Here is an 18,460-nt window from a genome sequence, read left to right as displayed (position 1 = left end):
CGCGGCGGGGCGTGTCCGCGGGTCAGAAGTCGGCGCGGGTCGGTTCCTCCAGGCGGGCCACCGAATCCTGGGCGTACTCCTTCTCGTACGCGTCGCGGATCCGCTCGATCTGCGGGTCGCGCACGCGTGCCTCCGACGCGGGGTAGAGCAGGATCAGTTCGTAACTGCGCTCCCGCTCGATCACCCCGTGGGAGTCCCGCCACTGGCCCCGGCCGTCCTGGATGGTGAGGCCGTCGGGGAAGCTCGGCGTGACCTGCCGGTCGACGAAGGCCAGGAACTGCTGATCGGTCACATCCGGTCCGCCGTCGGGGCGTTCCGTACCGAAGAACAGACGTGTCTCGATGAACGCCTTCCCCCGCGTGGCTGCTGCGGAGTGGGCGGCCGGAGCGGATTCGCCGCCGAGCGCGGAGTGGGCGACCGGAGCCCCCATGGCCAGGACGGCGCAGGTCGCCACCGCCGCCTTGATGGTGGTGCGCCGACGAGAACGGGTGGAGTGCGGCAAGAGGATTCCTCGGCTTCGGAGTCCGACGGCACGCGACGCGCCTTCGGGGGACGGTTCACTCTGGCAAGCCGTCCCCGAAGGGGCGCGTCAGGACATCGATATCCCGCGCGAATCACTCGTAACGGTGAGCCAGGGCCTGTCCGTGGCGCAGGGATACGCCGCGGCCGGCGAAGAAGCGCTCGAAGACCGGCAGTGGCAGCTCCGCCGCCCGCGTCCCGGCCGTCGTCCCCGACGGGTTGTGGAAGTGGACGCCCAGTCCGTCGGCCGTACGGGAGGTCAGCAGCACCAGATGTCCGCCCCGCCCCGGAGCGGGTCGTTCCGGATGCCGGATCCCGTAGTGCACCGAGGCCACCACGGTCCGGCCCTCGTCCAGCAGAGCGGGGATCTCGTCCACCGCGAGATGACGGTGCACCGTCGCGTCGAGTCCGTGCACCTCGCGCACATACTCCGCGAACGGTGCGTAGATCAAGCCCCGGATGGCGCCGTCCGGATCCTCCGTGTACGCGCCGTACTTGAGCGCCCCGTCCCGGAGGGCGAACAGGGAGGGCGCCTCACTGCCGAGTGCCATGCGCAGGCAGGTCACACCGCACAGGTGACCTGCCCAGCGCGCGTACTCGGCGGGCGACCCGGCACCCGAGAGGGCCCAGCCCGGGTCCTCGGCGGGATCGAGTCCGCCCTCGACGATCGGCCCCACCAGGTCCGCGGTGGCGAACTGGGTGTGGACGGGAGTCCGGCAGAAAGTGCAGGTCACTGGCGGTATCCGTCCAGGAAGCGGCCGATGCGGCTGATCGCGGCATCCAGGTCGTCGACGTGCGGGAGGGTCAGAATCCGGAAGTGGTCGGGGCGCGGCCAGTTGAAGCCGGTGCCCTGCACCACCTGGATCTTCTCCCGCAGCAGCAGATCGAGGACGAACTTCTCGTCGTCGACGATGTTGTGCACCTTGGGGTCGATGCGCGGGAACGCGTAGAGCGCGCCCTTCGGCTTGACGCACGACACCCCGGGGATCTCGTTGAGCTTCTCCCAGGCCCGGTTGCGCTGCTCGTGCAGCCGGCCTCCCGGGGCGACGAGTTCCCTGATCGACTGCCGGCCGCCGAGCGCGGCCTGAATGGCGTACTGCGCGGGCGCGTTGGGGCACAGCCGCATGGAGGCGAGCGTCATCAGCCCCTCCAGGTAGTTACGGGCGTGCTGCTGCGGGCCCGACACGACCATCCAGCCCGAGCGGAACCCCGCGACCCGGTAGGTCTTCGACAGCCCGCTGAACGTGAGGCAGACCAGATCGGGGGCGAGGACCGCCACACTGTGGTGTTCGGCGTCGTCGTAGAGGATCTGGTCGTAGATCTCGTCGGCGAACACCATCAGGCCGTGCCTGCGGGCCAGGTCGAGGATGCCTTCGAGGATCTCGCGCGGGTAGACAGCGCCTGTCGGGTTGTTCGGGTTGATGATCACGACGGCCCGGGTGCGGTCGGTGATCTTCGATGCCATGTCGGCTAGGTCGGGGTTCCAGTCCGATGCCTCGTCGCACGTGTAGTGCACGGCCTTGCCGCCCGCGAGCGTGGTCACCGCCGTCCACAGCGGAAAATCGGGGCTCGGGATCAGGACCTCGTCCCCGTCCTCCAACAGCGCCTGTACGGCCATGGAGATGAGCTCGGAGACCCCGTTGCCGAGAAAGATGTCGTCGACACCGACCTCGGTCAGGCCCATCGCCTGATAGCGCTGCGCCACGGCCCGCCGCGCCGACAGGATGCCCCGCGAGTCGGTGTAGCCATGGGCCTGCGGGAGCATCCGGATCATGTCCTGGACGATCTCCTCGGGCGCTTCGAAGCCGAAGAGTGCCGGGTTGCCCGTGTTCAGCCGGAGCACGCTGTGCCCCGCTTCCTCCAGGGCGTTGGCGTGCTCGATGACCGGACCCCGGATCTCGTAACAGACCTCGTTGAGCTTGCTGGACTGCCGGAACTCCATGCGGTGCCTCCCCGACGCGATTGCGATACTTGGTTTTACCAAGTTCGAGCTTGGAAAGTCCAACAACATGCCTAGACTGCGTCACATGCCACGTCAGCAACAGCCGGCACGACCGGCCCGCCGCCGGAGTTACGACCAGTTCTGCGGAGCCGCACGGGCCCTCGACTCCGTCGGCGACCGGTGGACGCTGCTGATCGTCCGTGAACTGCTCGGCGGCCCGCGCCGGTACACGGATCTGCACGCCGACCTGCCGGGCGTCAGCACGGATGTCCTGGCCTCCCGGCTCAAGGACATGGAGCAGAGCGGCCTTGCCCTGCGCCGCAGGCTGCCGCCACCGGCCCCCGCTTCGGTGTACGAGCTGACCGAACGCGGCCATGAGCTGCTGCCCGTCCTGACGGCCCTCTCGGTGTGGGGGGCGCACGCCCTGGACACACGCCATCCGACGGACGCGGTGCGTGCGCACTGGTTCGCCCTGCCGCTGTTGCGCGCCATGGACGGCCTGACCCATGCGGGTGTGGTCGAAGTCGCCCTCGAAGAGGGTGAGTTCCACGTCCGCACCGGCGGGGGAGCACCGGCGGCGGAGGTGTACGGCTTCGGTCCCGCCGACCGCCCCGACGTCCGCATCGTGCTCGACGCCGCCCTGTGCCTGGAGTTCGGGCGCGGCGAGGCGACGCTCGCGGAGGCGGTCAAGGACGGCCGGATCGAGGTGTGCGGCGACAGTCCGCTCGCCGCCGAGATCCGTGGTGAATGACTCGTACCGAACGACCCTGCACCGAAGGTTTCCCGCCACTCAACTCCCGCGTAACGTAGGCGATTCGGCCAAACGCGGAGAGTAGGGAGTCGCACATGGGGACACGTGGAGGTTTGCACAGGGCTGTGCCCGTCGTCGGATGTGTGGTGGCGCTCGGCTTCGTGCCGACGGCGGCGACCGCGACACCGGGCAGCGGGGTGAGTGGCACGGTCGTCGCCAAGGGCACGTCGACGGGCGAACTGAAGGTGGCGAGCCCGAAAGGCCGTGCCGATGTGACCTTCCGGAAGATCACCATCGAGCCGGGCGGCTCCACCGGCTGGCACACCCACGCCGGTCAGCTGATCGTCGTGGTCCAGTCGGGCACCCTGACCCGTACGCTCAGCGACTGCTCGGTCGAAGTGACTCCCGCCGGCACCTCGTTCATCGAGCCGGCAGGGCCCGGACACCGGCACATCGGGCGGAACAACGGGACCGAACCGGTCGTGCTGTGGGTGACCTATCTGCTCCCGGAGGGTCGCGCGCTCTCCGACGACGCCGAGGCGGTGGACTGCGGGTGAGACCCGCCGGCCGTGCGGCGGCCGGGGGATGATGGACGCGTGCGACTTGAACCGATCACCTGGGACCGGCTGGCCGAAGCCCTCGCCGTACACGCCGACGCGCTGAAGCCCTCCGACGGCGGCCCCTGGCTCAAGATCGCCGTCGACGGCGCCCCGGCCGCCCGCCCCGGCGAGCTCGCCGAACGCGTCGCGGCGGCGCTGCGGGTCCGGGGCCGGTCGGTGCTGCCCGTCCCCACCAGCGGCTTCCTGCGCCCGGCCAGCCTTCGGTACGAGTACGGCAAGGAGGACCCCGACTCGTACCTCGACGGCTGGTTCGACACGGGAGCCCTGTGGCGCGAGGTGTTCGGACCGCTGGAGGCGGGCGGCAGCGGGCGGGTGCTGCCCGACCTCTGGGACCCGGTGAAGGACCGGGCGACCAGGAGCCCCTACCAGCTCCTGCCGGAGGGCGGGGTGGTCGTCGTACACGGCCCGTTCCTGCTCGGGCGCTGGTTCCCGTTCGACCTGAGCGTCCATCTGCGGCTCTCGCCCGGGGCGCTGCGCCGGCGCACCGAGGAGAGCGAGCGGTGGACCCTGCCCGCGTTCGCGCGGTACGAGGCCGAGGTGACGCCCGCCGACCGCGCGGACGCGGTCGTTCGGACCGACGATCCGCTGCACCCTGCGTGGTCGCCGCCGGAGGCTTGATGATTACGCCGGGCGTCCCCCGACCGTCGTGACCGCTTCCGCTCCCGCCCGGCACGCGGCCTCCGCCGCCTCCGCGTCCTGTGCCCCGGCGAGGCGCGCGGCGAGGAAGCCTCCGGTGAAGGCGTCGCCCGCGCCCGTCGAGTCGACCGGCTCAGGGACCGGTACGGCGCTGATGCGCGCGGTCACCGTTCCGGCGGTGGCCAGCAGGGCGCCCCGGCCTCCGAGCGTGACCACGACCAGGGGGACGTGGCGGCTCAACTTGGCCGCCGCGTCGGCCGGTTCCGGCAGCCCGGTCAGCGCGCACGCCTCGTCCGCGTTCGGCAGCAGTACGTCCACACCCTCGACGGCGGCCAGGAACCGGTCGACGCCGAACTCGGTGAGGAAGCCGGTGGAGGCCGGGTCCACGCTCACCGGGACGCCCCGCCGCCGCGCCTCCCGCAGCGCGAGCAGGGCGGTGGCCCGGCTGGTCGGGGCGAAGAGGAGGTAGCCGGAGAGATGGAGGTGGCCGACGCTGTCGAGCAGCGACGGCGACCAGTCGCAGGGGGCGAGGCGCAGCACCGCGCCGCTGTCGGTGAGGAAGGTGCGCTCGGCGCTGCCGTCGACGAGCGCGACCACGGTGCCGGTGGGCGCCTCCTCGTCCACGGACAGCACCGCCCGTACCCCGGCCCGCTCCAGGATCTCTCGGTGCCAGGCCGCGGAATCGGCGCCCACCCGCGCCAGCAGGCGCACGTCACGGCACCCCGAACGCAGCGCCCAGCACGCCACGTTGGCCCCGGCGCCGCCGGGCAGCGTCCTGATCCGCGCCACCGTGTCCGTACCCCGGGCCGGTGCCGGTCCGTGCCGCACCACCACATCCGTGACCACGTCCCCGACGACGAGCAGGCCGCCCTCGCTCACCGCGCCGCCACCGCCGCCGCGATACGGGCGGCCAGAGCCACATTTCCTCGTACGGCGGCCAAGTTGGCCTCCAGGGACGCGCCCTCGGTGTGCCGCATCAGATGGTCGAGCAGGAACGGGGTGACGGCCTGCCCCACGACGCCGCGCTCCTTGCACGCGGCCAGCGCGTCGGCCAGCACCCGGTCATGGACGGCGGGGTCCAACTGGTCCTCCTGCGGTACGGGGTTGGCGACGATCAGCGCGGCCTGTGGCCCGCCGAGCGCGTCCCGCGCCGCCATCACCTCCGCCACCTCCTGGGGTGTGTCCACCGTCCAGTCGACGGGCTCGCCCGAACTGCTCAGATAGAAACCGGGAAAGTGCGTGGTACGGAAGCCGAGCACACCGACCCCGAGTGTCTCCAGGCGCTGGAGCGTGGCCGGAACGTCCAGGATCGACTTCACCCCGGCGCACACCACGGTGATGCCGGTGCGCGCGAGCAGCCGCAGATCCGCCGATTCGTCCTGGGTCTCGGTCCACTCCCGGTGTACGCCGCCGAGCCCCCCGGTCGCGAACACCCGCAGACCCGCCCGGGCCGCCAGGAACGCCGTCGCGGACACGGTCGTCGCCCCGCTCGCGCCCGTCGCCAGCGCGGGCGCGAGGTCACGGTGTCCCAGCTTCCGCATCTCCGGGTCGCCCGCGACCCGTTCCAACTGGGTTTTGTCCAGGCCCACATGGGCCCGGCCGTCCAGTACGGCGATCGTGGCGGGGACGGCCCCCGCGGAGCGTACGAGCTCCTCCAGCTCCAGGGCGACCCGGAGGTTGCGGGGGCGCGGCAGACCGTGCGCGATGATCGTCGACTCCAGGGCGACGACGGGGCGGTGGGCGGCGACAGCGTCTCGGACCTCGGCGGAGAGCGCCGGTTCATAAGCTCGGGCGCCGTCCTCGGGTGTGTGCTCCGGTGTGTTCTGTGGCATCCCCCATCCCTGTCGCGCGCGGGGTGGCCGCAAACCCTTCGGTGTCCCCTGGCGGCGGACGGCCGGGGGCCGCTCGCTAGGGTGACCGGCCATGACGACACATGATCAAGCTCCCGCCTCCTTCGCCGTGCACATCCCGGACGCCGAACTCGAACCGGATCCCCTCGACCCCGCGCAGATCCTCTCGGGCGACCCGGTGGTGAGCGGGAAGGTGCTGTGGGAGTCCGCCGACGGCAAGCAGGTGCGCGGCATCTGGCAGATCACGCCCGGTGTGGTCACCGACACCGAGGCCAACGAACTGTTCGTGGTGGTGAGCGGGCGGGCGACCGTCGCGGTCGAGGGCGGCGAGACGCTGGAGATCGGGCCCGGAGACGCCTGTGTGCTGCGGGAGGGCGACCGTACGACCTGGACCGTCCACGAGACGCTGCGCAAGGCGTACCACATCAGCCTCTGAAGGCTCAGGTCTTGTCCGGGGCGAGGGCGGAGACGGACGCGTCGGCGGGACCGTCCGAGGCATCTTCAGCCACTGCGGAGGGCCTCGTGAGCGCCCGCCGCAGGGCCAGCGCGGCCATCGGCAGCAGCAGACAGGCACCGACCACGTTCAGCCAGCTGTAGCTCCACCGGGAGACGATCACTCCGGCCACCGCGCCGCCGATGCCCGCCGCCGTGTTCATGGTCAGGTCCGACAGACCCTGCACGGCGGCGCGGGCGGGCTGCGGCACCGAGTCGGTGAGCAGCGCGGAACCGGCCACCAGGCCGGCCGACCAGCCGAGCCCGAGCACGAACAGACCCGCCGCCGTCCGTCCGTGGCTGGGGCCCGCCGTGCCGGCGAGCAGCGCGGCGCACGAGAGCAGGCCGACCGCGAGACCGATGACGGAGAGCCGGCCGAACCGGTCGGCCAGCCAGCCCATCACGGGCGAGAACGCGTACATGCCCGCGATGTGACCGCTGATGACCAGACCGATCAGCTGGATGCCCGCCCCGTGATGGCCGAGGTGGACCGGGGTCATCACCATGATCGAGACCATGGCGGTGTGCGACACGGCCACGGTCACCAGCGCCAGCCTGGCCATCGGCGAGGAACGCACCGCGGCGACGCCCGCGCGCAGCGAGCGGTTCGCCGCGGTCTGGGTGCCCGCGGGGGCCAGCGCCCGCGCGGTGAGCAGCGGGTCGGGGCGCAGGAGCACCGCGACGACGAGGCCAGTGAGCAGGAAGATGGCCGCCGCCCACACGAACGGTCCCGCCGTCTCGGGGATGGCGGTGTCCTGGAAGGCACGGCCCGCGGGCGCCGCGATATTGGGGCCGAGTACCGAGCCGATCGTGGTGGCCCAGATGACGGTGGAGATCGCCCGGCCGCGCCGGTCCGGCTCCGCCAGGTCGGCCGCGGCGAATCTGGCCTGAAGATTGGCCGAGGAGCCCGCACCGAAGCCGGCCATGCCGAGGAGCAGCAGCGGAAAGTTGTCGACGACGGTGGCGAGGACCACGAGAGCCGCGCCGACCGCGCCGATCAGGTAGGCGAGGACGAGGCCGGGGCGGCGGCCCCGGGACGTCATCAGCGCGGCCAGCGGCAGCGAGAGCAGGGCGGTGCCGGCCACCGATGCGGTGGGGGCGAGACCGGACAGGGCCTCGGAGCCGCTCACCTCCGTCGCGAGGACCGGGGCCAGGGCGATGCCGATGGGCACGCCGAGGCCGCCGAGTATCTGGCTGGCGATGAGGACGGCGGACGTCCTGCGCTGCAGGGCAGGCAGATCGGCAACCGTGACCGTGGGTGCGGAGAGAGCCTTCTTCACTGGCGCAGTGTGCCAGCTCGTACGCGGGTACGAAAACGACTTCCGCGGCACTCGTCCAGGAGCGAGGGCCTAGAACAACGGCTGCGGCAGGACGCCTTCGAGCGCCAGCAGTTGCCGCTTGGTCTCCAGACCGCCGCCGAACCCCCCGAGCCCGCCGTCGCTCTCCACGACCCGGTGGCACGGCACCACGACAGGCAGCGGATTGGACCCCATGGCGGCCCCCACGGCCTGAGCGGCCCCCGGCTGACCCACCCGTCCCGCCAGATCCCCGTACCCGACGACGGTCCCGTACGGCACGCCGGACGCGAGCTCCCGGAGCACCTCACGGTTGAAGCCGGACGTCAGCGACCAGTCCAGATCCAGCGTGAACTCTTTTCGCTCACCCGCGAAGTACGCCGCGAGCTGGCGTATCGGCTCGGAGAGCCTGGGGGAGCCGGGCGGAGCCTCCACCGGCACCGAGCCGAGCCGCGTCCCCAGCTGCCCGAGTGCCTTCTCCCGCACCGCGGGACGGGCATGGAAGATCACGCTCACCAGCCCTGTGCCGGTCGCGACAAGGAGCAGCGGTCCGATGTCGCTCCCGACCGCCGACCACTGCACATCCTGCTCGGTGCTCTTCATACCGACCACCGTACGACCGGGCACTGACAACGCACGGTCGTACGGTGCTCCGGCACCGCTGCCCGCCGCCTCGTCAGCTGGTGGCGTCCCGCACCACGTCGGGGTTGTTGGTGATGATGCCGTCGACGCCGAAGCCGGCGACCTTGGCCGCGGTCGCCGCGTCGTTGACCGTCCAGGTGTTCACCTGGAGCGGCTTGCCGTGCGCACCCTTCAGCGCCTGCACGGCGGCCACGTAGTCGGCCGTGAGCGTGCCGTGGGAGGGGTTGATCTGGTCGGTGAACGCCGCGTACGAGGGCAGATCGGCCACCGCCGGGGTGCCGAGGAAGCCGGTGATGACATCGGGGCGCTGCGCGTGGACCCGCTTCACGCTGTCCGCGCCGAAGCTCTGGATGATCAGCTTGCTCTGGACGTGCCGGCCATTGAGCCAGCCCTCGTTGCGCAGGACCTGAAGGGTGTCCCGCTCGATGCCGGGGTAGGTCTCCGGGGCCTTGATCTCCAGGAGCAGCTTCTGGTCGTTGCGCTCGACCCGCTCCACGTACTGCTTCAGCGTCGGGACCCGGGCTCCCGCGTACTTCGCTCCGAACCAGCTGCCCGCGTCGAGCTTCGCGATCTCGGCGGCCGTGAAGTCCTTGACCGCCCAGGGCGCGCGGTCGGGGAAGAGCTCCTCGACGTCCGTGGTCCGCTTGAGGGTCGTGTCGTGCATGACGACCAGGACACCGTCCCGGGTGCGCTGCACATCGTTCTCGACCCAGTCGATGTCCAGGTCGTCCGCGGCGTCGATGGCGGCCAGGGTGTTCTCCGGGGCATACGCCGAGGCGCCGCGGTGCGCGAAGACGACCGGGGCGTCGTGCGTACCCGCGGCCTGGGTCTGGGAAGCGGCCATGAGCAGACCGGCGCCGAGCAGAGCGGCGACGGTCGTCGAGACGGTTACGGTGCGAACGGACACGGGTTCTCCTCGCGGTCAGAGATGCGGGCACATCGAGCCTGGCAGCCGACCACCAACGGAGAACAGGGCGGCGATGGCCACTACGTGAACGGAACCTGCGGTACCGGATCACAGGCGGGATTCCATGCCGATAACATGCGATTCCTATGTTTGCCTGCCGGGCCTCGCCCTTTGGGGCACCACCCGAACCCGGGCTTCCGTGAAGGGCTTACCAGCATGCAGGGCACAATTGACGGATTCAGCTACGGCCTCGTGACCCCGGTCGTGGCGTTCCTCATGGCGTGCCTCGGCGCCGCCCTGGGGCTGCGCTGCACGACCCGGTCGCTGCGGACCGAGCACTCCTTCAAGGCCGGATGGCTGGCGTTGGGCGCCACCTCCATAGGCTCCGGCATATGGACGATGCACTTCGTCGCGATGATGGGCTTCACGGTCCAGGAAGCACCGGTCAGCTACGACAGGCCCATAACGTTCGCCAGCCTGGCCCTGGCGATCGTGATGGTCGGTATCGGCATTTTCATTGTCGGCTACCGCGGAGCGACCCGCATGGCACTGATCACCGGCGGCATCATCATGGGCCTCGGTGTCGCGTCCATGCACTACCTCGGAATGGCCGGAATGCGCCTCCAGGGGCAGTTCGAGTACGACACGGTCACCGTGTCCCTCTCCGTCGTCATCGCCGTGGTGGCGGCGACGACAGCACTCTGGGCGGCCGTGTCCATCCACGGCTTCCTCCCCAGTCTCGGCGCGAGCGTGGTGATGGGCGTCGCGGTGAGCGGCATGCACTACACCGGCATGGCCGCCCTCAGCGTGCATCTGCACCCCGCAGCCGGGGCCGGCGCGATGCCGGGTGGCGAGGGCCCCGCCACGCTGCTCATCCCGATGCTCGTCGGCCCGTTCTGCTTCCTGGTGCTCGCCGGAGTGATCGTGATGTTCGACCCCCTGGTGGTCATGGGCACCCCGGACGACGACGGGTACCGGCCCGGGAGCGCCGCCCGCGGGACGGACCGGCGGCCCGGCATCCCCGCCCAGCGCGACCACTCGCAGCACCGGGCACCCGCGGGACGCGGCTCACGGCCGCCCCGGAACCGGTGATCCGACCCCGTTGTCAGTGCTGGGTCGTACGGTGGTTCCATGCGGCCCGTTTCGAAGATCGAACGTTCGGTGGCGCCTTTCGAGGTCGTCAGTCCCTACCAGCCCAGCGGCGACCAGCCCGCGGCCATCGCGGAGCTGGAGCGACGCATCCGCGCAGGTGAGAAGGATGTCGTCCTGCTCGGCGCGACCGGCACCGGCAAGTCGGCGACCACCGCCTGGATGATCGAGAAGCTGCAGCGCCCCACCCTGGTCATGGCACCGAACAAGACACTCGCGGCCCAGCTCGCCAACGAGTTCCGCGAGCTCCTGCCGAACAACGCCGTCGAGTACTTCGTCTCGTACTACGACTACTACCAGCCCGAGGCGTACGTACCGCAGTCGGACACCTACATCGAGAAGGACTCCTCGATCAACGAGGAGGTCGAGCGGCTGCGCCACTCCGCGACGAACTCACTGCTCACCCGGCGTGACGTCATCGTGGTGGCCTCCGTCTCCTGCATCTACGGCCTCGGCACGCCCCAGGAGTACGTGGACCGGATGGTCCAGCTCAAGGTCGGCGACGAGATCGACCGCGACCAGCTGCTCCGCCGCTTCGTCGAGATCCAGTACACCCGGAACGACCTGGCGTTCGCCCGGGGCACCTTCCGGGTGCGGGGCGACACCATCGAGATCTTCCCGGTCTACGAGGAGCTCGCCGTCCGCATCGAGATGTTCGGTGACGAGATCGAGGCGCTGTCCACCCTCCACCCGCTGACCGGTGAGGTCATCAGCGAGGACCGGTCGCTCCACGTCTTCCCCGCCAGCCACTACGTCGCGGGACCCGAGCGCATGGAGAAGGCGGTCGGAGGCATCGAGAAGGAGCTCGAACAGCGCCTCGCCGAGCTGGACAAGCAGGGCAAGATGCTGGAGGCCCAGCGGCTCCGCATGCGCACCACCTACGACATCGAGATGCTCCGCCAGATCGGCACCTGCTCCGGTATCGAGAACTACTCGATGCACTTCGACGACCGCTCACCCGGCACCGCGCCCAACACCCTCATCGACTACTTCCCCGAGGACTTCCTCCTGGTCCTCGACGAATCGCATGTCACCGTGCCCCAGATCGGCGCGATGTACGAGGGCGACGCCTCCCGCAAGCGGACCCTCGTCGACCACGGCTTCCGGCTGCCCTCCGCACTCGACAACCGCCCGCTGAAGTGGGAGGAGTTCCTCGGCCGGATCGACCAGACCGTCTACCTCTCCGCCACCCCCGGGAAGTACGAGCTCTCGCGCGGCGACGGCTTCGTGGAGCAGATCATCCGCCCGACCGGCCTCGTCGACCCGGAGATCGTCGTCAAGCCCACCGAGGGCCAGATCGACGACCTGGTGCACGAGATCCGCAAGCGCACCGAGCGGGACGAGCGGGTCCTGGTCACCACCCTGACCAAGAAGATGTCCGAGGACCTCACCGACTACTTCCTGGAGCTCGGGATCCAGGTCCGCTACCTCCACAGCGACGTCGACACCCTGCGCCGCATCGAGCTCCTGCGCGAGCTGCGCTCCGGTGAGTACGACGTCCTGGTCGGCATCAACCTCCTGCGCGAGGGCCTCGACCTGCCCGAGGTGTCACTGGTGGCCATCCTCGACGCCGACAAGCAGGGCTTCCTGCGCTCCGGCACCTCGCTGATCCAGACCATCGGGCGCGCGGCGCGCAACGTGTCGGGCCAGGTCCATATGTACGCGGACAAGATCACCCCGGCCATGGCGCAGGCCATCGACGAGACCAACCGCCGCCGTGAGAAGCAGATCGCCTACAACACCGAGCGCGGCATCGACCCGCAGCCGCTGCGCAAGAAGATCAACGACATCGTCGCGACCATCGCCCGCGAGGAGGTCGACACCGAGCAGCTCCTCGGCTCCGGCTACCGCCAGGCGAAGGGCGCCAAGGCACCCGTTCCCGCACTCGGCGGCAAGGCGGCCAAGGGTGTCGCGGCCGGCCGGGGGAAGCCGGACGGCACGGTCGTCACCGACCGGCCCGCGACGGAACTCGCCGGGATCATCGAGGAGATGACGGACCGGATGCGGGCCGCCGCCGCGGATCTCCAGTTCGAGGTGGCCGCACGGCTCCGCGACGAGGTGGGCGAACTGAAGAAGGAACTGCGGCAGATGAGGGAGGCGGGGCTCGCCTGACGGCAGAGCATCCGCTGTGTTGCAGGACCGACACAAAAGACGACCGGCTCTCCTGCGCTGTCAGTGCGACTGCGTAGGGTGCGGGGCAACCGCACACACAGTTGGTTGCGGGGACACTCTGAGAGGGGACAGCGCGTGGTGGACGTATCCAAGGGCAATACGCCCGGGGGCCCTGGCGTCAATCTGACCAAGGGGCAGGCCATCAGCCTGGAGAAGCGGGGCGGGGGAGCCCTCACCGCGGTGCGGATGGGGCTCGGCTGGCAGGCGGCTCCGCGCCGCGGCCTGTTCGGCTCACGGACCCGGGAGATCGACCTGGATGCCTCGGCGGTGCTGTTCGCCGACAAGCAGCCCGTCGACGTCGTGTTCTTCCGTCACCTGGTGAGCGACGACGGTTCGGTCAAGCACACCGGTGACAACCTCGTCGGCGGCGCCGGCTCGGGCGGGGACGACGAGGCGATCCTCGTCGACCTCCAGCGGGTCCCGGTCCACATCGACCAGATCGTCTTCACGGTGAACTCGTTCACCGGCCAGACGTTCCAGGAGGTGCAGAACGCCTTCTGCCGCATCGTCGACGAGACCAACGGCCAGGAGCTCGCGCGCTACACGCTCGACGGCGGCGGGCAGTACACCGCCCAGATCATGGCGAAGGTGCACCGCGCGGGCAGCGGGTGGCAGATGACCGCCCTCGGAAACCCGGCCAACGGCCGTACCTTCCAGGACCTGATGCCCTCGATCCTGCCGCACCTGTAGGCGCCGCAGGACCTGGCACGCATCGGTACGAGCAGCTCCCGGAGGCATCCGCCGCCGGGAGCTGCACCACGAGAACGACGCATCGTCGAGGGGACAGGGCAATGACGGCCGAGCTGGTCCGGGGGCAGAACCACACCTTGCCCCAGACCCGTCTGGAGATCCGGGTATCGGCGGGTTCACCTGTCGTGGCCGGTGCCACCCTCGGAGACGAACAGGGCACGGTGCACGGAATCGAGTGGATCGCCCACCCCGGATCGCCTCAGCTGCCCGGCCTCGAAGTGTCCAGGCAGGCCGCCGCCGATCACCGGCTCGCCGTGGACCTCGACGCGCTGCCCGGCTCCGTGCACCGCGTCACCGTGCTGCTGGCCCTTCCCGTCGGGGCGGGCGGCCCTGTGCGGTTCGGCGCGGTCGCCGCGCCCTTCGTCGCGGTCACCGGCCTCGACGGCACCGAGATCGCCACCTTCACCCTGACCGGTCTTGACGCCGAATCAGCCGTCGCCGCTCTGGAGATCTACCGCCGCCAGGACGTCTGGAAGGTCCGCGCCGTCGGCCAGGGGTACGCGGCAGGACTGGCCGAGATGCTCGCCGACCAGGGAGTGGACCGGGCCGCGGAGCTGGCCGGTTCGATACAGGAAGCGGTCGCCCGGGGCATGGCCCGCTCGGTGGCCCCGCCACCGCCCCGTACCCCCGGTGGCGACCGCGTCCGCCACGGACCGGCGGGCCACGGACCGGCGGGCCACGGACCGGCCTCGGCCGACCAGCGGCCCCCGGCCCCCGCCACGCCGGTGACCCCCGAACCGCTGCCCGACCCGGCCACGACGGGCCCGGCCGCCACGCCCCCGGCGGGCGGCCCCATCAACTACGCGCACCCCCGCCGGGCGACCGCACCCCCGCCGCCCCCGCCCGCCGCACCGCCCGCGCCGCCGGGATCACCGGCTCCGCCGGTCGCGGGCGACGCCACCGGCTGGTCCATGGACGAGCGCCTCTACAACCAGGTCTGGGGCATGTTCGAGGATCTGGCCCGCGCCACCGCGGCGTACCGCAGCGCGGTCGACTTCGCGGAGTCCCGCATGGACCAGGAGCTCGACCGTGCCCTATCCGACCCGCGCAGCCGGATCGGCGGAGCGGGCGACCGGGCCCGCGAGGCCGCCCGCGCCAAGCGCGACGAACTGACCTCCCGGGCCCGCGAAGCCCTCGACAGGGACCTCGCCCAGCTCGCCGCCGAGGCCGCCGTCGTCGAACCCGCACTCCCCGCCGCGTACGCGGGCTGGGCCAACCCCGTCTGGCACGCCCACCGGATCCCGATGGAGATGCCGATGGCCCTGCGCATCGGCGACCTCCATCTGCCCGAGGCCGCCGAGCTGCGCATCCCCCTGCTCGTACGGCTGCCGCTGGAGCGTGGCATCTGGGTCGACAGCGGGCGTACGGCATCCGAGGCGGCGACGCTGATGGATTCGGACCAGCTGCGCAGGCTCGCCATGGAGACAGCGGTCATGCACGCGGCGCGCATGCTCGCCGTCTATCCGGCCGGTGAGTTCTCCGTGCATGTCATCGACCCGGCGGGCTCGGGCGCAGCGGCGCTCGCGCCCCTGGTCGGCGCCGGTGTCCTGGCCGGGCAGCCCGCCGCAGGGCCCGGGGGGGTGACCTCGGTCCTCGCCCACCTCACACGGCGCGTCGACCTCGTCCAGATGGCGATCCGGGCGGGTGCCGCGGACTCGCTCCCGCCGGATCTGGACACCGGCGAGCAGCTGCTCATCGTCAACGACTTCCCGCACGGCTTCGACGACCGGGCCGTCACCCAGCTGCGCTACCTCGCGGACGAAGGCCCCTCCGTTGGCGTCCATCTGCTGATGGTGGCCGACCGGGAGGACGCATCGGCGTACGGCCCGGTGCTGGACCCGCTGTGGCGTTCGCTTCTGCGGATCACGCCCGTATCCGACGACCATCTGGCCGATCCCTGGGTCGGCCACGCCTGGACGTACGAACCGCCGGCACTGCCCGCGGGCAGCCGGGTACTGGAACAGGTGCTCGCCAGGGTCGCCGAGGCGCGACGCCTCTGACCTGGCCTTCTAGAGACGCCTTTACCCTTTTCTTTACCTTCTCTTGGGGTTTCCTGTACTGTTCTACGAACGGAGGGGAGTACTCCCATACGCGACGTTCCCGTCAGTACGGACTGTGACCGGTCCCGGGGCGTCGGCCGGCCGCGCACCCCGCGCGACCCGGTGGAAGAGACCTCCGGCAGCGACGACGCTGATCAGTAGCCGTAGCGAACTGCCGGAGGCGCAGTGGACGTTTCATGGACCCTTTGGGCACTGACCATTCTTGGTCTGAGTGCTTTGATCGCCGTCGACTTCTTCATCGGGCGCAAGCCCCATGACGTGTCGACCAAGGAAGCCGGAATCTGGACGATCGTCTGGATCGCGCTGGCCGTCCTCTTCGGACTCGGCCTGCTCGTGTTCGGCGAGAGCCAGGCGTCCGGCGAGTTCTTCGCCGGATTCATCACCGAGAAGTCGCTGAGTGTCGACAACCTCTTCGTCTTCGTCCTGATCATGGCGAAGTTCTCGGTGCCCTCGCATCTCCAGCAGCGAGTGCTCCTCATCGGCGTGCTGATCGCCCTGGTCCTGCGGGCGATCTTCATCGCGGCCGGTGCCGCGGTCATCGCCAACTTCTCGTGGATCTTCTACATCTTCGGCGCGTTCCTCATCTACACCGCCTGGAAGCTCATCCAGGAAGCGCGGGCCGACGAGGAGGACGAGGAGTTCGAGGAGAACCGGCTGCTCAAGTCGGTCGAGCGCCGCTTCGGTGTGGCCGACAAGTACCACGGCACCAAGCTCTTCATCGAGAAGAACGGCAAGCGCGTCCTGACCCCGCTGATGGTGGTCATGCTCGCCATCGGCACCACCGACGTGCTGTTCGCGCTGGACTCCATCCCGGCGATCTTCGGTCTGACCCAGGACCCGTACATCGTCTTCACCGCCAACGCCTTCGCCCTGATGGGTCTGCGTCAGCTGTACTTCCTCATCGGCGGTCTGCTGAAGAAGCTGGTCCACCTCAGCTACGGCCTGTCGGTGATCCTCGGCTTCATCGGCGTCAAGCTGGTGCTGCACGCGCTCCACGAGTCCGGGGTGCATGTCCCCGAGATCTCCATCCCGTTCTCGCTGACCTTCATCTGCGGCGTCCTGGTGGTCACCACGATCACCAGCCTCATCGCCAACAAGAAGCAGGCGGCGGCGGAGGAGGCCGAGGCGGCGTCCCCGAAGGCGGCCGGACCGGCCGACGAGGAGACCAAGAGCATCGACGCCTGAGCGGGGTGACACCCGTGGCGTGCAAGAAGAAGTAGAAGAAGAACCGGCACCGGCCGGGGTGAGCGGAGGATTCCGCCCACCCCGGCCGGTGTGGTGTTCAGGAGCCGGAAACGCTCACCAGCCGCGCTCGCGCCACTCGGAGAGGTGAGGCCGCTCGTCGCCGAGTGCGGTGTCGTGCCCGTGTCCCGGGTAGACCCACGTCTCGTCCGGCAGCGGCCCGAAGAGCTTGGTCTCCACGTCGTGGAGCAGGCTCGCGAACGCCTCCGGGTCCTTGCGCGTATTGCCGAGTCCGCCGGGGAAGAGACAGTCCCCGGTGAACAGGTGCGGAGCCCCGTGCGGGTCGTCGTAGACCAGGGCGATGGAGCCCGGGGTGTGTCCGACGAGGTGGCGGGCGATCAGCGAGACGCGGCCCACCCGGATCGTGTCGTTGTCCTCGACGAGGACATCGGTCGGGACCGGGATGCCCTCGGCGTCGTACCGCCCCGCGTAGGTACGCGCCCCGGTGGCCGCCACGACCTCGGCGAGCGCCTGCCAGTGATCGCCGTGCTGGTGGGTGGTGACGACGGACGCGATGCCGTCGTCACCGATCAGCCGCAGCAATGTCGCGGGCTCGGAGGCCGCGTCGATCAGGAGCTGCTCGCCGGTGGCCCGGCAGCGCAGCAGATAGGCGTTGTTGTTCATCGGGCCGACCGCGACCTTCGAGATCATGAGGTCGGCGAGCTCGTGCACATCCGCGGGTCCGCCGACCCTGACCGCTCCGCTGTACGTCATACGACTCAGCCTATAGCGGGGGCAGTACGGGAAGGGGGCCCCCTTCCGTGCTCAGCGCGGAGCCGTCACGGCGCCCCGAGAGCCAGCCCAGGACCTCGGGAGCCGTCCCCCGGACCGTGACGGGCCCGCCTTCGGCGCCGCCGCCCGTGGTCCACGTGTGGCCCCCGGCGACGACCGTCGCCGCCACGACGTCGGAGTGGCCGGTGAACCGCTTCGCCAGGAAGTCGTTCTCCCGGGTCACGAAGTCCTCCGACAGGTCTTCCAGCTCGTAGCCGATCCCCAGGTCGACATGGTGGAGTTCGACCTCGATCAGGCGCCGAAAGGGGATGCGGGACGCGGTGTCCGTCACACCGTTGCGCAGGGTGACGGTGCGGGCCCAGTCGGCGGTGCCGGCTGCCGCTTCCAGGAAACGGGCCGCGCTCTCCTTGAGATCGGCCACCTGTTCGTCGAGCGGACGGGAAGCGTCACGCGCGATGTCCGCGTCCCGGGTTTCGCTGCTCGCGTACATCGGCCGGCCCTGGAGAACATTTACGAGCGCGTCGGCGTTACGTGACAGGTGGGCCAGTACGTGTCCACGGCTCCAGTCCGGGAGCCGTGACGGCTCGGCGAGTGAAACATTGTCCAATTTGCCCGTTGCGCTGAGCAGTCGATCGGTTGCCTCGCGTACAGCGCCCAGGTCGCGCACATGATCAATCATGACGCCGAGCCTAGCTCCGCCA

The 18,460-nt window shown here is 70.3% G+C and carries 19 protein-coding genes; 9 read left to right on the top strand and 10 right to left on the bottom strand.

The features are described from left to right. Nucleotides 1-22: 22 nt before the first annotated feature. From ACWGO0_RS16290 to ACWGO0_RS16280, 3 genes are all read right to left on the bottom strand, one after another. Nucleotides 23-502: a DUF3574 domain-containing protein gene (locus tag ACWGO0_RS16290; protein ID WP_453534312.1), complete on the bottom strand. Its 480-nt coding sequence runs from the start codon at nt 500-502 to the stop codon at nt 23-25. Nucleotides 503-614: 112 nt separating this feature from the next. Beyond that, the gene (locus tag ACWGO0_RS16285) at nt 615-1,253 is read right to left on the bottom strand and encodes a peptidase (RefSeq protein WP_453534309.1); all 639 of its coding nucleotides are present in this window, start codon (nt 1,251-1,253) and stop codon (nt 615-617) included. Beyond that, a complete protein-coding gene (locus tag ACWGO0_RS16280; RefSeq protein ID WP_453534306.1) occupies nt 1,250-2,461 on the bottom strand; it encodes a pyridoxal phosphate-dependent aminotransferase in 1,212 nt (403 codons plus the stop codon). Before ACWGO0_RS16280 ends, ACWGO0_RS16285 begins: the two co-directional genes overlap by 4 nt. An 85-nt stretch (nt 2,462-2,546) precedes the next feature. Between ACWGO0_RS16280 and ACWGO0_RS16275 the strand changes: the two genes are divergently transcribed. The 3 genes from ACWGO0_RS16275 to ACWGO0_RS16265 all read left to right on the top strand — a co-directional run bounded on the left by ACWGO0_RS16275 (nt 2,547) and on the right by ACWGO0_RS16265 (nt 4,450). Continuing rightward, the gene (locus tag ACWGO0_RS16275; protein WP_453534303.1) at nt 2,547-3,212 is read left to right on the top strand and encodes a winged helix-turn-helix transcriptional regulator; all 666 of its coding nucleotides are present in this window, start codon (nt 2,547-2,549) and stop codon (nt 3,210-3,212) included. Between the two features lie 95 nt (nt 3,213-3,307). After that, nucleotides 3,308-3,769: a cupin domain-containing protein gene (locus ACWGO0_RS16270; RefSeq protein WP_453534300.1), complete on the top strand. Its 462-nt coding sequence runs from the start codon at nt 3,308-3,310 to the stop codon at nt 3,767-3,769. A 39-nt stretch (nt 3,770-3,808) separates the two neighbouring features. Then, on the top strand, nt 3,809-4,450 hold the full coding sequence (locus tag ACWGO0_RS16265; RefSeq protein ID WP_453534297.1) for a uridine kinase: 642 nt from the start codon (nt 3,809-3,811) through the stop codon (nt 4,448-4,450). Between the two features lie 3 nt (nt 4,451-4,453). Here ACWGO0_RS16265 and ACWGO0_RS16260 read toward each other — a convergent pair whose 3' ends face one another. Together ACWGO0_RS16260 and ACWGO0_RS16255 are read right to left on the bottom strand one after the other, a co-directional pair. After that, complete coding sequence (locus ACWGO0_RS16260; RefSeq protein WP_453534294.1) at nt 4,454-5,347, bottom strand: carbohydrate kinase family protein; 894 nt, start codon at nt 5,345-5,347, stop codon at nt 4,454-4,456. Then, nucleotides 5,344-6,300, bottom strand: coding sequence for a pseudouridine-5'-phosphate glycosidase (locus ACWGO0_RS16255; RefSeq protein ID WP_453534291.1), 957 nt, complete (start codon nt 6,298-6,300; stop codon nt 5,344-5,346). The genes ACWGO0_RS16260 and ACWGO0_RS16255 overlap by 4 nt, the downstream gene beginning before the upstream one ends. Before the next feature lie 91 nt (nt 6,301-6,391). Between ACWGO0_RS16255 and ACWGO0_RS16250 the strand changes: the two genes are divergently transcribed. Next, nucleotides 6,392-6,754 carry a cupin domain-containing protein gene (locus ACWGO0_RS16250; RefSeq protein ID WP_453534289.1) on the top strand — a complete coding sequence of 121 codons (363 nt, stop codon included), beginning with the start codon at nt 6,392-6,394 and terminating at the stop codon, nt 6,752-6,754. A gap of 4 nt (nt 6,755-6,758) precedes the next feature. Here the strand turns inward: ACWGO0_RS16250 and ACWGO0_RS16245 are convergent, their stop codons facing one another. From ACWGO0_RS16245 to ACWGO0_RS16235, 3 genes are all read right to left on the bottom strand, one after another. Beyond that, nucleotides 6,759-8,090 carry an MFS transporter gene (locus ACWGO0_RS16245; protein WP_453534286.1) on the bottom strand — a complete coding sequence of 444 codons (1,332 nt, stop codon included), beginning with the start codon at nt 8,088-8,090 and terminating at the stop codon, nt 6,759-6,761. A gap of 69 nt (nt 8,091-8,159) precedes the next feature. Further along, a complete protein-coding gene (locus tag ACWGO0_RS16240; protein ID WP_453534283.1) occupies nt 8,160-8,708 on the bottom strand; it encodes a methylated-DNA--[protein]-cysteine S-methyltransferase in 549 nt (182 codons plus the stop codon). 73 nt (nt 8,709-8,781) lie between these two features. Further along, nucleotides 8,782-9,654, bottom strand: a complete 873-nt coding sequence (locus ACWGO0_RS16235) for a glycerophosphodiester phosphodiesterase (protein WP_453534280.1) — start codon at nt 9,652-9,654, stop codon at nt 8,782-8,784. A 216-nt stretch (nt 9,655-9,870) separates the two neighbouring features. Between ACWGO0_RS16235 and ACWGO0_RS16230 the strand changes: the two genes are divergently transcribed. The 5 genes from ACWGO0_RS16230 (at nt 9,871) to ACWGO0_RS16210 (ending at nt 16,970) form a co-directional block, all read left to right on the top strand. After that, on the top strand, nt 9,871-10,746 hold the full coding sequence (locus tag ACWGO0_RS16230) for an MHYT domain-containing protein (protein ID WP_453534277.1): 876 nt from the start codon (nt 9,871-9,873) through the stop codon (nt 10,744-10,746). A 39-nt stretch (nt 10,747-10,785) separates the two neighbouring features. Next, the gene (gene uvrB, locus ACWGO0_RS16225; protein WP_453534274.1) at nt 10,786-12,915 is read left to right on the top strand and encodes an excinuclease ABC subunit UvrB; all 2,130 of its coding nucleotides are present in this window, start codon (nt 10,786-10,788) and stop codon (nt 12,913-12,915) included. A gap of 135 nt (nt 12,916-13,050) precedes the next feature. Beyond that, nucleotides 13,051-13,665, top strand: coding sequence for a TerD family protein (locus ACWGO0_RS16220; protein WP_453534271.1), 615 nt, complete (start codon nt 13,051-13,053; stop codon nt 13,663-13,665). Between the two features lie 101 nt (nt 13,666-13,766). Continuing rightward, nucleotides 13,767-15,725, top strand: coding sequence for a TerD family protein (locus ACWGO0_RS16215; RefSeq protein ID WP_453534268.1), 1,959 nt, complete (start codon nt 13,767-13,769; stop codon nt 15,723-15,725). A 225-nt stretch (nt 15,726-15,950) separates the two neighbouring features. Continuing rightward, the gene (locus ACWGO0_RS16210; protein WP_453534265.1) at nt 15,951-16,970 is read left to right on the top strand and encodes a TerC family protein; all 1,020 of its coding nucleotides are present in this window, start codon (nt 15,951-15,953) and stop codon (nt 16,968-16,970) included. Between the two features lie 114 nt (nt 16,971-17,084). Here ACWGO0_RS16210 and ACWGO0_RS16205 read toward each other — a convergent pair whose 3' ends face one another. Together ACWGO0_RS16205 and ACWGO0_RS16200 are read right to left on the bottom strand one after the other, a co-directional pair. Continuing rightward, nucleotides 17,085-17,741, bottom strand: coding sequence for an MBL fold metallo-hydrolase (locus tag ACWGO0_RS16205; protein ID WP_453534262.1), 657 nt, complete (start codon nt 17,739-17,741; stop codon nt 17,085-17,087). Between the two features lie 10 nt (nt 17,742-17,751). Next, nucleotides 17,752-18,438: a maleylpyruvate isomerase family mycothiol-dependent enzyme gene (locus ACWGO0_RS16200; RefSeq protein WP_453534260.1), complete on the bottom strand. Its 687-nt coding sequence runs from the start codon at nt 18,436-18,438 to the stop codon at nt 17,752-17,754. Nucleotides 18,439-18,460: the final 22 nt, after the last annotated feature.

The organism is Streptomyces sp. NPDC055749 (genome assembly GCF_053617235.1).
This window is presented reverse-complemented; position numbering and strand designations above follow the sequence as displayed.

Bases quoted from the DNA above. Each gene is read 5' to 3' on its own strand.
- uvrB (WP_453534274.1), top strand. From the start codon at position 10,786: ATGCGGCCCGTTTCGAAGATCGAACGTTCGGTGGCGCCTTTCGAGGTC.
- ACWGO0_RS16205 (WP_453534262.1), bottom strand. From the start codon at position 17,741: ATGACGTACAGCGGAGCGGTCAGGGTCGGCGGACCCGCGGATGTGCAC.
- ACWGO0_RS16270 (WP_453534300.1), top strand. From the start codon at position 3,308: ATGGGGACACGTGGAGGTTTGCACAGGGCTGTGCCCGTCGTCGGATGT.
- ACWGO0_RS16255 (WP_453534291.1), bottom strand. From the start codon at position 6,300: ATGCCACAGAACACACCGGAGCACACACCCGAGGACGGCGCCCGAGCT.
- ACWGO0_RS16200 (WP_453534260.1), bottom strand. From the start codon at position 18,438: ATGATTGATCATGTGCGCGACCTGGGCGCTGTACGCGAGGCAACCGAT.
- ACWGO0_RS16240 (WP_453534283.1), bottom strand. From the start codon at position 8,708: ATGAAGAGCACCGAGCAGGATGTGCAGTGGTCGGCGGTCGGGAGCGAC.
- ACWGO0_RS16250 (WP_453534289.1), top strand. From the start codon at position 6,392: ATGACGACACATGATCAAGCTCCCGCCTCCTTCGCCGTGCACATCCCG.
- ACWGO0_RS16230 (WP_453534277.1), top strand. From the start codon at position 9,871: ATGCAGGGCACAATTGACGGATTCAGCTACGGCCTCGTGACCCCGGTC.
- ACWGO0_RS16275 (WP_453534303.1), top strand. From the start codon at position 2,547: ATGCCACGTCAGCAACAGCCGGCACGACCGGCCCGCCGCCGGAGTTAC.
- ACWGO0_RS16280 (WP_453534306.1), bottom strand. From the start codon at position 2,461: ATGGAGTTCCGGCAGTCCAGCAAGCTCAACGAGGTCTGTTACGAGATC.
- ACWGO0_RS16215 (WP_453534268.1), top strand. From the start codon at position 13,767: ATGACGGCCGAGCTGGTCCGGGGGCAGAACCACACCTTGCCCCAGACC.